The sequence below is a fragment of the Endozoicomonas sp. ONNA1 genome (assembly GCF_024606325.1).
Lineage (GTDB): Bacteria > Pseudomonadota > Gammaproteobacteria > Pseudomonadales > Endozoicomonadaceae > Endozoicomonas_A.
On record NZ_JAHHPN010000203.1, the window covers coordinates 1 to 11,829 of the forward strand.

General features: G+C 48.8%; 7 protein-coding genes and 1 pseudogene. 5 read left to right on the forward strand and 3 right to left on the reverse strand.

The annotated features are described in order from the left end of the window. From KDK19_RS04805 to tldD, 3 genes and pseudogenes are all read left to right on the forward strand, one after another. A pseudogene (locus KDK19_RS04805) lies at nt 1-759 on the forward strand (ribonuclease E/G); the annotation flags it as partial. A gap of 31 nt (nt 760-790) precedes the next feature. Beyond that, nucleotides 791-4,732 carry a YhdP family protein gene (locus tag KDK19_RS04810; protein WP_257291458.1) on the forward strand — a complete coding sequence of 1,314 codons (3,942 nt, stop codon included), beginning with the start codon at nt 791-793 and terminating at the stop codon, nt 4,730-4,732. Between the two features lie 130 nt (nt 4,733-4,862). Beyond that, nucleotides 4,863-6,302 carry a metalloprotease TldD gene (gene tldD / locus KDK19_RS04815; RefSeq protein WP_257253214.1) on the forward strand — a complete coding sequence of 480 codons (1,440 nt, stop codon included), beginning with the start codon at nt 4,863-4,865 and terminating at the stop codon, nt 6,300-6,302. Between the two features lie 29 nt (nt 6,303-6,331). Here the strand turns inward: tldD and KDK19_RS04820 are convergent, their stop codons facing one another. Both KDK19_RS04820 and KDK19_RS04825 read right to left on the reverse strand, forming a co-directional pair. Continuing rightward, entirely contained in the window at nt 6,332-6,958 is a 627-nt protein-coding gene (locus KDK19_RS04820) for an NUDIX hydrolase (RefSeq protein ID WP_257253212.1), read from the reverse strand. Between the two features lie 60 nt (nt 6,959-7,018). Beyond that, nucleotides 7,019-8,077 carry an AI-2E family transporter gene (locus KDK19_RS04825; protein ID WP_257253210.1) on the reverse strand — a complete coding sequence of 353 codons (1,059 nt, stop codon included), beginning with the start codon at nt 8,075-8,077 and terminating at the stop codon, nt 7,019-7,021. A 316-nt stretch (nt 8,078-8,393) separates the two neighbouring features. Here KDK19_RS04825 and KDK19_RS04830 point away from each other — a divergent pair, with 316 nt between their 5' ends. Then, nucleotides 8,394-8,786, forward strand: coding sequence for a hypothetical protein (locus KDK19_RS04830; protein WP_257275303.1), 393 nt, complete (start codon nt 8,394-8,396; stop codon nt 8,784-8,786). Between the two features lie 252 nt (nt 8,787-9,038). Here the strand turns inward: KDK19_RS04830 and KDK19_RS04835 are convergent, their stop codons facing one another. After that, nucleotides 9,039-10,535 carry a carboxypeptidase M32 gene (locus tag KDK19_RS04835; protein WP_257291459.1) on the reverse strand — a complete coding sequence of 499 codons (1,497 nt, stop codon included), beginning with the start codon at nt 10,533-10,535 and terminating at the stop codon, nt 9,039-9,041. 338 nt (nt 10,536-10,873) lie between these two features. On the opposite strand from KDK19_RS04835, the gene KDK19_RS04840 reads away from it, so the two are divergent. Beyond that, nucleotides 10,874-11,767 (forward strand): tetratricopeptide repeat protein, encoded by an 894-nt coding sequence (locus tag KDK19_RS04840; RefSeq protein ID WP_257291460.1) that lies wholly within the window; start codon nt 10,874-10,876, stop codon nt 11,765-11,767. Nucleotides 11,768-11,829: the final 62 nt, after the last annotated feature.

The window sequence follows — 11,829 nt, forward strand, 5'->3', positions numbered from 1 at the left end:
CTTTCAATAAGGTATCCAAGTTTGTCAAAAAAACTGGTGCCTCTGGTGGATGGCAGGGTTGAATATTACCCGGGAGAGCGTCCTATTTTTGACCTGTTTGGGGTCGAAGACGAAATTAACAAGGCGCTCAGTCGCAAGGTGCAATTGAAATCAGGCGGTTACCTGATTATCGATCAGACTGAGGCTATGACCACGATTGATGTAAACACGGGGGCTTTCGTGGGTCATCGTAACCTCGAGGAAACTATCCTTAAGACCAATCTGGAAGCTTCTGTAGCCATTGCCCGGCAGTTACGATTACGCAATCTGGGAGGCATTATTATTATCGATTTTATCGATATGGAAGACCCTGAGCATCAGAGACAGGTTCTGAGAACTTACGAAAGGTCTCTGGAGAAAGATCACGCCAAAACCAATATCACCGGAGTCAGTGAGCTGGGGCTAGTGGAAATGACCCGTAAGAGAACACGGGAGTCACTGGAAAATGTACTGTGTGAACCCTGTCCAACATGCGATGGTCGTGGCACACTGAAAACAGCTGAGACGGTGTGCTATGAAATTTTCAGAGAAATTCTTCGAGCCGTTCGTGCATACGACAGCCAGAGTTACACGGTTCTGGCGTCTGAGCATGTAGTCGACCGCCTGCTGGATGAAGAATCCAGTAACGTAGCAGATCTCGAAGAGTTTATTCAAAAACCGATTCGTTTCCAGGTTGAACCCATATACAGCCAGGAACAGTTTGATGTGGTGCTGGTATAAACGGGAATAGGAACGCGTCAATGAAAAACAGATGGCCTGGTATTTCATGAGGTCAGATTCAAGGCTGGTAACTTACCTCAAGTCTACCGCTATATGGAGTTTCCGCCTGGTCATGGCGGCCCTTCTGTTTATGGTATTGCTGGTTGCAGGGGCCCGAATCTTTATCGGATGCCTGCCTTTTTTTCAAGACCATCTTGTTGAATATCTTAACGACACACTCGATACCTCATTCGCTATCGATCAGCTGGAGACCAACTGGGCTGGCGGCAGTCCTACTGTCAGCATCAAAGGCTTGTCGCTTCAGGGGAATACTTCTGAAGCCCCCGGCTTTGCTATTGAGCGCCTTGATCTTGAGTTGGATTTGAAAGCCAGTCTGATGAACCGGGCTCCGGTCTTTACCTATCTGGAAGCAGAGGGTGTTACCCTGGCCATACAGAGTGACAGTGATGGCGTGTGGTCGCTCAGGGGAGTTCAATACATCCGCGATGATGGCAAGGGCCTTAACCTGCACAAAACTCTGGAGTTTTTGCAGCTTCAAGAGCACATTGATGTCACCAACTTTTCCCTCACCATGCAGCCTTTTGGCAGCGAGCCGTTAATTCTCGATACCCGCTACTTTTTCATGGTTAAGGAAGAGTCAGAGCTGAGGCATCTTCAGACCCGGATTGTGACTCAACAAGGGGCTCTGGAATTCAAAGCGCTCGGCAAGGGGATTCAAAGAAAGGACATGGCCTGGTCCGGGCTGATCAAGACTGATGCACTGGATCTGGCTCCCTGGACTGCGCTCATTTCACAAGGTGCTCTTCAGTTAAAAAGCGCTGAGTTAAAAAACGCCTATTTGCAAACCGCTCAGTTGAATCTGGAGGCCGACTGGGAATATCTTGATGGTCAATGGCAGTTGCAGGGAGATCTGAATCTGCCAGCCATTGTCTACCATAAAGGTCAGCAAGTGCTACCGGATGTTTCTCTATCCACTGAACTCTCACTGAGCAGCGATTATCTGGTTGGGAGTACAGATTGGAAGCTTGGGTTGAAAAATCTGAGCCTGACATCCGGCGATCATGCGTTTGGTCTTAACATCAAGATTCATGGCAAAAGGGGTAGAGAGTCGATTTACACGACTTCGGTAAGCTCTGTTGATCTGGCAGCCCTTAAATCTTTTCTGGTCAGTACCCAGTTAATGCCAGAGCTGGCTGATGAACTCTTCACTATTCTTAACCCGGCTGGTGAGCTGGATAACATTTCTGCCCAATATTTTCCCGATAAGCCGCTGCGAGAGCGGCTGGATCTTTCTGCGAATCTGAACAACGTTTCAGTAGATGCCTGGAAAGGAGCACCGTCTGCATCAAACGTCAATGGATATCTAAAAATGGGCACGATCAGCGGTTACTTCGACCTGGAAACAGAAAATTTCACTCTGGGGCTGACCGAAGTCTTTCGTAAGGTCTGGCACTATGATAGTGCCAAAGCAAAGCTTAGCTGGGACGTTCTGGATAAGGAGGATTTCTTTCAGCTGAGTAGCGACGATATCACCTTAAAAGCCCCCGAGGGTGATCTTAGTGGTCAGCTGAGACTGGATATTCCTCTGGATGGGAAGGAGCCCATTGTCATGGACCTGAATGTGGGCATGAAAAATGGTGATGCCAGCTATGCTCCGAAATACCTTCCCAGCCAGCTGTCTGCGCTTTCAAAAGAGCTGGTCACGTGGCTTGATACCAGTATCAAAGGGGCAGAAGTCTATGAAGGACGTTTCACCTATGATGGCCCGCTGGAGGACACTGACGACCCTGATGATGTGAAGTGGGGACTCTATTTCGATGTCAATAAAGCGCGCCTGGATTATCACCCTGACTGGCCTGAAGTCTATGACGCCCGGGGGCAGATCTGGGTGGATAACGACAATATAAAGATTGATATTGTGTCGGCAAAGTTACTGGATGCAAAACTCAGCAATGTCCAGGCTGATCTGGCACTGGATAAAAATCTGGATTTGAACATCTCCGGTCAGGTGGCCGCTCTTGGTCAGGATCTGGAAAAGCTCTTGACTGAAACCCCAATTAATAAGCGGCTGAAGGGAGAAGCAAAGAACTGGACGATTCGCGGAGACCTGGATGGCAGCGTCCAGTTGATGATTCCACTGGAGCATGCCATGGATACGTCAGTTGACGTCAGTGTGAAAACATCGGGAGCTTATTTTGGTATAGATACGGCTGATGTTCAGATTGACGACATTCAGGGGGCCTTGAATTTCAGTACCGAAACCGGATTGTCCGCTAAAAAAGTGCAAGGCCTTTTTCTGGGTGATTCTGTCGAGGCCAGTATTGACACCGATATGACGAATAAAGCTGAGCCTGAGGTCCATTTTAACTGGCACGGTTCTGTTTCTGCTGAAGGACTTCAGCAATGGCTTCAGCTGGATGCCCTCAGTTTTCTGGAAGGTGCCAGTCGTTACAAGGGCCACTTGGTACTGGGTGGCAAGCCTGCTGACATTCAGTTGAAAGTCACCAGTGACCTGAAAGGAATGGAAGTCGAGCTTCCAGCCCCCTTAAAAGTAGCGGCTGATCAGACAGTGCCCTTTGAATTGCGCCTTAATCAATTCGCTCATCGAGATGAACTGGATATCGTTCTTGGTAAGACGGGACAAGCCAGAATTCAGTTTGGTGACGGCTTTAAGTATCAGTCTGCTGTCGTTCTTGTTGGTGGTAAAGGTCAACTGCCGGCCATGAAACCTGATAAAATTGTACTGTCTGGGCAACTATCCAAACTCGATCTGATGCCTTGGAAACAGCAGTTCGAAGGGCAGCCGGGTGACAAAACTGAAAAGACCCTGGTGAGTCAGATTGAAGTCAGGCAATTGAAGATTGATCAGCTGCTCTTCAGTCAAGAGACTCTGAATAACCTGGTGTTTAACCTGTCTCATGAGACCGGTGGCACACGTCTTGTTTTAAGCAGTGACAAGATAGATGGCAGCTTGATGATACCAGAGGATCAGAAGCAGCCATACCAGTTGAATCTGAAAAAACTGTATGTTTCCCAGGGTTCGGCAAAGAATGAATCTACCGTAGAACACAGAGGTCTATTGGGTGATCTCAGGCCTTCAGAACTGCCCAATGCTGATATTTCCATAGACTCTTTTAAGCTGGGCGACAGGACTTTGGGTTCAGTTTCTTTTGGTTTGAGACCTTTTCCTGATGGGAAGCGGATTGAGAATCTGAAAATCAATTTGCAGAAGATGCCGTTATTCGGAGATTTGGACTGGACCTACATCAATGGTCAGCACAGGACTTCTTTTAATGAGCGCCTGACAGGGTCTGGCATTCAGGCTCTGCAGGAAGCTTTGGGTATCTCACCTTTTGTTTCAGCTAAGAAAACGACCATTCAGGGGAAGCTGGCTTGGGATGGACCTCCGATGGGTATCAATATAGTGTCACTGACAGGTGCCGTTCGACTAAAGCTGGAAAATGGTACCCTGCAGAAGGTAGAAGGGGGAGCCGGCGCCTTGAAAATGTTCGGCATCCTGAATATGGAGGCTCTGACCCGGCGTCTGCGTCTCGATTTTTCTGACCTCTACAAGAAAGGCATCAGTTTTGACCGCCTGGATGGGGTCGTGCGGTTCGACGAAGGAATTATCACTTTTGATAAGCCTCTTGAAATTGATGGTCCTTCGTCGAACTTCAAGCTGGATGGCCGTGTAGACAGTGTCACTGAAAGTATGGACATGAGTCTGGTTGTTACACTTCCATTATCGTCTAATCTGCCGATACTCAGTGTCTTGCTTGGATCTGCACCTCAGGTGGCCGGTCTGATTTATCTGGCGGATATGCTGGTGGGTAAACAGGTGGATCAGCTGGCCAGTATTCGCTACCGAATCAGAGGCTCTTTTGACAACCCTGAGGTGACTCTGGATCAATTATTCTCCAGCAAAGCCCGAAAACCAGGTCAGACAGAGATTCCCAAGCGGAAAAAACCCTGAGTCAGAAACAGCCTTAAGCAAAATGGGAATGCTTTTTTTGTCCATAGGTGTGACAATCTCTTTATAACGATGTAGGCCTGCTCCGAATAATCAAGCAGGCAATGGATAATAGCTAGGGCCTGAATAAACTATGACCGACATTCTTACACAGGCGCGAAATCATTTGCTGGCGCCGGCAAATATCGGTGACAACGAGCTGGGCAGAGTGCTTGACAGTATTCTGGGGCATTCGGTTGACGCAGCGGATCTCTTCTTTCAGTCAACACGTCATGAAGTCTGGGCGCTGGAAGACAGTATCATCAAAGAAGGCAGCTTCAATGTAGACCGGGGTGTAGGTGTACGTGCTATCAGTGGCGAGAAAACCGGCTTTGCCTATTCCAACGAAATCATTTTACCGGCCCTGGAGCAGGCTGCGGGCGCGGCCCGGAGTATTGCTCGTCTGGGTCAGGAGCATCAGATTCAGGCCTGGAACCGAAGTCAGCCACTGGCTCTTTACGGCACGGATAATCCTCTGGACTCCATGAGTCGTGAAGATAAAGTGTCTCTGCTCAAGGCTGTTGACCAGGAAGCCAGAAAAGCGGATCCAGCGGTTAAGCAGGTTAACGTCAGTCTGGCGGGTGTCCACGAAGTGGTTCTGGTGGCTGCTTCTGATGGTACTCTGGCTGCGGATATACGGCCGTTGGTACGTATGAGCGTCAGTGTTATTGCCGAGAAAGATGGCCGTATTGAGCGAGGTTCTGCCGGTGGAGGTGGTCGTGGTGACTATCTGCAGTTTATCCAAAATGATAAAGGCTTGAGCTATGCCCGTGAAGCGGTGCGACAGGCTCTTGTGAATCATGAAGCTGTTGCTGCTCCGGCTGGGACCATGCCGGTCGTATTGGCTCCGGGTTGGTCGGGTGTTCTGCTGCATGAAGCCGTAGGACACGGTCTGGAAGGCGACTTTAACCGTAAAGGCAGTTCTGCCTACGCAGGTCGTGTCGGTGAGAGGGTTGCTTCGCCGCTATGCACCATTGTTGATGACGGCACGCTGACAGGCCGCAGAGGCTCCCTGAATCTGGACGACGAAGGTGTACCCACCGAATCAACGGTTCTGGTTGAGAACGGTATCCTGAAAGGCTACATGCAGGATAAGCTGAATGCCCGTCTGATGGGCGTTGCTTCTACGGGTAATGGACGTCGAGAGTCTTATTCTCATCTGCCCATGCCACGAATGACCAACACCTACATGTTGGCTGGCAAAAGCGATCCGGGTGAGATTGTTGCCAGTGTTGATAAAGGAATCTACGTCGCCAATATGGGCGGTGGTCAGGTCGATATTACTTCTGGCAAATTTGTATTTTCCACCAGTGAGGCTTACCTGATTGAGAATGGCAAGGTAACCACTCCGGTTAAAGGCGCTACGCTGATCGGCAACGGACCGGATGTTATGAATCAGGTCTCTATGGTCGGCAATGATCTGGAGCTGGATCCGGGCGTTGGTGTTTGCGGTAAAGACGGTCAGTCTGTGCCTGTTGGTGTTGGCCAGCCCACGCTCAAAATCGATGAAATCACGGTAGGCGGAACAGCCTGATTCGTCAGGAAAATGGCAGGTAAACCTGCCTATTTATCGAACTCTGTTGGCAAACCATTGTTTTCATGATGTTGCTTCATCAAAGCAATGTCGGAAGCAATGGTTCTCCCCTGTGAGAGATGTGGCAGTTGATCCGGCTCGAAAAAACCGACCTCTGATATTTCGATGTTGGCAGTTGGGCTGCCACCCTTGAGTTCACACAAAAACAGCATTTTGATCAGGTGGTGAGGGTTTCTGGGAGAGTAGGGGTGTTTATGAACATCACGCACAGCCACCAGCTTCCGGGCTTTGACAATATACCCTGACTCTTCCAGAGTTTCCCGTTCTGCTCCCAGAGCTGGGGACTCGCAGACGTCGGCCCAGCCGCCGGGCAGAGCCCAGCAACCATCAGAGCGTTCTCTTACCAGCAGGATACGACCTTCCTGAAACACTCCAGCCCGGATATCGAGCTTGGGTGTGGTATAGCCTGTTTCAGGAAGAAAATAGTGATCGACTTTTTCAATGGGAGCGCCTGCAAGAAGTGCTGTCATTTCGTGGGCAATGTCCTGAAGCTGCTGGTAGCGCTCCAGATCAAAGCCGCCGTCGGTATAGGTTATTCCGTTCTGAGCAATGGCGCGAATCTTTTCAACCCAGTTTGTCCATGGATTTTTCTGCATAGTATTTGCCTGTCCATTGATGAATCTGTTCACTTTAGTACAGTCGGCTGATGCTAAGTATTATTTTGACTGTTCAGCGTCCACCTCCTCTTTTGGCCTTCCAGACCCCAAGAGCGCAGCAAATCTTCGGCTACCGGGCGAGGATTCCAATAGTACTTTTATGCTGATGGTCAGAGGGACTGAGAGCAGCATGCCAATCGGGCCCAATAACCAGCCCCAGATCAGCAACGATAAAAAAACGACCATGGACGAAAGACCGAGTCCCTTACCTAATACTCTTGGCTCAAGCATGTTACCAATCAGCATGTTGATCAGGAAATAGCCAGCTGAAACAAATAGTGCTTCAGAAAAACCCAGTTGCAGCAAAGTGATCAGGATGCCGGGAATGGCCGCCAGTATGGAACCAATGTTTGGAATAAAGTTCAGGGCAAAAGCCAGAATGCCGCCCAAAAGGTAAAAGTTAACCCCTCGCAATCCTAGCAATAGAGCGACCAGTAATCCTGTGAGCACACTGATGGCCGTTTTCAGGGCAACATAACGATTGACCGAGGCAACAAATCTTTCGAGATCTTTCAGCTGCTGGTCCGGATCAGACATGGAACGGATCAGTTTATTTCTCAGTAGCGGTGCCTCGGCCAGCATGAATATAACCGTCAGAAAGATCAGGAAAACATAACTGGTGGCACTGCCCATATGGGTCAGCATGGACGTTAAAAAGCTAAAGATGGATGAGGTATCCAATGGTTCAGCGATGGATTTCAGATCCAGATTAATGTTGCGTTGCGCCAGTTTGTCACTGATCTGATGAATCATATCGATCGTTTGCTGCTTATACCCTGGCAGCGCCTTGGCAAAGTCCTGTAAGGCACTGCCAATGGAAGCCACAATCATCATCATAGTGATGATTAGCACCGAGACTACTAACAGAATGCCCAGCACCCTGGGAATATGCAGTCGGCTCAAGGCGTTAATGGCTGGGTTGAGAAGAATCGCCAGGAAGTAGGAAAACAGCAGGAGAGAGAGTATTTCACTGCCCAGACGAATACCGGCAAGAATGATCACCAGTGAGGCAGCTGTCACTATGTAGCGGCTAATGTTCTGTATTTCGGCGGATTGCATACTTGATTCTTGCTCCTTTTGAATATGTTCAAGGTTCAAGATTTGAGCTCTGCTTGCAAAAATCGACTGTCACCATCGTTGCGAGCCATGGAGGGCCAGGGGCGAATACTATGTCGACCCACCCTGGCTAGCTTAGTGAGAAAGTTGCCATCATTATACTAGAATGCTTTCTAAACGGCCTTGGGTGTATCGCAGCTGAAGCAGCAGGGCGTTATGCACAGGGTGCCAGGACAAATGGGCTGGCCTTGATGTTGTCGTGCAAATTAAATAGTCGACCATGTACTAAAATCCTAATGCCAGATATGTGAGGCTAAACATGATGAGTAATGTCGCATGCTTATTTTTTATATCAATAATCGCATTTACCTCTAACGCTGCCTATTCTGACTATTGCACAATAGTTACAAAGACATACGTAGAAAGCCTTAAGAATGGTAACGAATGCAATGGCATATTGCCATTATTCAGCGATCAAGATGACTTGGTGTATTCACCCAAATATGGAAAAATTACAGCTAAATACTTATTTTGTCATGAAGATAATGGTGTGAAGTATGATGTTGTTAATCAACAGCTTTTGGCTGACTGTGTATTATATTTAACTCTAAATATTGATGGCACTAACAGGCCATATGTAGATGTTTTTAAACTTGATAAAAATGGGAAAATCAAATCTTTATCCATTTATCATGGCCCATCGACATTATAATTGACATCCACCACCATCTGGTATCAATAGCCTTTTGAATTTTTTTGATAACACTTCACCAACTAAGCTGATGGTTTTTGTAGCGTATGCTGGCCGTTAAGGCAGATAGTACAATGCTAAACAGTGCACACCAACTCCTGCTGTGTGTCGTATGAGTTTCTAAAATTCGATAGCCAATACGGGATGGTTGTTCAGTAAACCTGAACCCGACCTCGGAGTGAGTGGGTTCAGGAGCTTAAGGGGAGCGAGTCATCAAGTCTTCAGGTAACGACTCAGAATGTGCTGCTTGAAGTGATCTGCATTCAGCGGTTCGCCGGTGGCCTGAGTGTATAGTTCGTGAGTTTCCAGCTTGCAGCCTTGCTGCCAGATGTTTTCTGTCAGCCAGTTAAATACCGGCTCCAAATCGCCGGTAGCGATGCGGCTCTCTACATCGGGCAATTGTCGCTTAACAGTGGCAAACTGCTGTGCTGCGTACATGGCACCCAAAGTATAGCTTGGGAAGTAGCCAAAAGCGCCCATTGGCCAGTGAATGTCTTGCATACAGCCGGTGCTGTGATTTTCGCCGGTGGCAAGGCCCAGGTAAGCCTGCATTTTCTCATCCCAGATCTGGGGCAGGTCATCCACCAGCAGTTCTCCCTCGATCAGTGCCTTCTCGATTTCATAACGCAGGATGACATGCATGGGATAACTGATTTCATCGGCGTCTACGCGGATAAAACCGGGCTTTACCCGGTTGTAGATCTTCTCAAGGTTAATCTGGCTGAAACGCTCATCCTCCTGACCTTCTGACAGGTGTTTCACGATCAGAGGTCTGATGAGCTTCAGGAACTCCGGGCTGCGACCCAGCTGCATTTCAAAAAACAGACTTTGGCCTTCATGGACCCCCATTGAGCGGTAGGAGCCAAGTGGCAGCGACCTCAGATCTGCCGGAAGATTCTGGTTATAGCGGGCGTGACCTGTTTCGTGGATCGTTCCCATCAGGGATTCAACGAAGTCTTGTTCGTTATATCGGGTAGTGAGGCGAACATCTTCCGGAACCCCACCACAGAATGGGTGGACACTGACGTCCAGTCGGCCATGATTGAAGTCAAACCCCAGCAGTTTCATAACATCCAACCCGAGGGCTTTCTGGTTCTCGGCAGGGTAGTGGCCCTGACTGGCTATCAGAGAATCATTCTTTTGCTGTTCGACAACGGTTTGCAAGGTTTCTGGCAGCCAGCTCTTGAGGTGACCAAAAAGAACATCCAGCTCTTTGGAAGTCATACCGGGTTCATAAAGCTCCAGCAGGGCGTCGTAGCCTCTGGCGCCGGATGCGGCGGAGCGAATACTGGCCTCTTCACGGGCTAGTTTGACCACTTCTTTCAGGTTTTCGGAGAAGCCTTTCCAGTCATTTTTCGGCCGCTGGGTTCGCCAAGCGTGCTCACACTTCGAACTGGCCAGAGACTGAGCTTTGACCAGTTCTGCTGGCATAACAGAGGCTTTTCTCCAGCTTCGTTCCATTTCCCGGATAGAACTTTGTGTTACCGTGTCGTCAGCTTTTTCCCGGGCTTCCTGAAGCCAATGGCCTACCTGTTCTTCAGTCAGCAGTTCGTGCATCAGGCCAGAAAGTTCTGCCAGTGCTTCAGATCGAGCCTGGTTGCCCCCGGAAGGCATTATGGCGGACTGATCCCAACTGGCAATAGCGGAAAGATGTTGAAAACGGTAAAGCTTGTTGAAACGTTCTACCAGTTGGTTGTAGGCCTGGTTCATAGTTCTGGTTCCATTGTTTTGGTTATTGTAACGATTGAATTCTGTCGAGCGGTCATCCGGGCTTTTGCGTAAAGGCCGGTGAGGACCGCGTTTCGGACTTTTGGTCGTTGACAGAATGAAGCCTCATCCAGTGCAGTATGATTATCCTATACCAGACTCCATTTTCTGTCGGCTATTTTATTAAGGGTTAATTGATAGGGTTCTCCGGGTCGGCTGATCGTTATCGAATAGTTATCAATACTCCTGGTTGGAATGAGATGGGGTCTGAATTTATGCAGAAGCCGTTGTTCTTGACTGTTTCAAAGTCTTATTTTCCCAAATATAACGCAAAATGCTTCGTGCTTTTGTGCGCTATTCTCTTTTCCCATGAAGCGGCCGGCGGGGAACAGGTCTCTGATGAAGAGCCTGCTATTTGTCAACAATTACAGCCGCCTGAGAGCAAGTCAGAACAGTTGGTTGACTGGCTCTTGCAGAATGGCTCCAAAATGAAGCAGGAAGGCTGCTGGCAGACCTATATCCAATTGGGTACCCAAGGGATGCAGGAGGCGGCTGCACAGTCGCGTTATCAGGAAAGGGTTCGAATTGCCATGGATGTGTCTTCCATGTATTTCTATCTGGGCGATTATGACGATTGTCGCAAACTGGCTGAGGAAGCCAGCAACTATGCCCACGAGCACGAGGATTGGGATGGCTATGTTTCCAGTCTGTCTCTGTTGTCTGGGGTAGCCAGGGCTCAGGGTCACAAGGAGGCGATTGACTACGCTGAAAAAGGCATGGAAGTGTTACAGAAACGACGACCGGTTGACCCGTATCTTGAGGCTAAGACACTTTATAACCTGGGGGCAGCCCATAGTGATGTGGGTGAGCCTGATCTGGATCGTGCCAGAGTAGCATTGGTAAAATCTCATGCCCTCTATCACTACCTGAATGATCCTTACGAAATAGTTCGCTCTGGCTTGAGGTTGGCAAGAATTGATTACCTTGATGGCGACTACGACAGAGCTCTGACCGTTATTAGATCCATAGAACCCCTTATTGAGGGTGCACGCTCACAGATGCTTTATCACTTCATGCTGGCAAAAATTCATCATCGTAAGAAAAATTGGGGCAAAGCCAGAGCGGAGGCTCTGGAATCACTGGCACTGGCCGATCGCCTGAATGCCAAAGTGGATGGGGAAAGAGCAAGAGCTTGGCTGGCTGCGATTGATAATAAGACTTTCGTTGAGGACTAGCAGCCTTTCGGACTTAAGGCTGTCCTACTGCGGTTGCAATAAATTGAGGATAAAAATTCCTG

Excerpts from the sequence above, each read along its gene's own strand:
- KDK19_RS04810 (WP_257291458.1), top strand. The coding sequence starts at position 791 with ATGGCCTGGTATTTCATGAGGTCAGATTCAAGGCTGGTAACTTACCTC.
- tldD (WP_257253214.1), top strand. The coding sequence starts at position 4,863 with ATGACCGACATTCTTACACAGGCGCGAAATCATTTGCTGGCGCCGGCA.
- KDK19_RS04820 (WP_257253212.1), bottom strand. The coding sequence starts at position 6,958 with ATGCAGAAAAATCCATGGACAAACTGGGTTGAAAAGATTCGCGCCATT.
- KDK19_RS04825 (WP_257253210.1), bottom strand. The coding sequence starts at position 8,077 with ATGCAATCCGCCGAAATACAGAACATTAGCCGCTACATAGTGACAGCT.
- KDK19_RS04830 (WP_257275303.1), top strand. The coding sequence starts at position 8,394 with ATGATGAGTAATGTCGCATGCTTATTTTTTATATCAATAATCGCATTT.
- KDK19_RS04835 (WP_257291459.1), bottom strand. The coding sequence starts at position 10,535 with ATGAACCAGGCCTACAACCAACTGGTAGAACGTTTCAACAAGCTTTAC.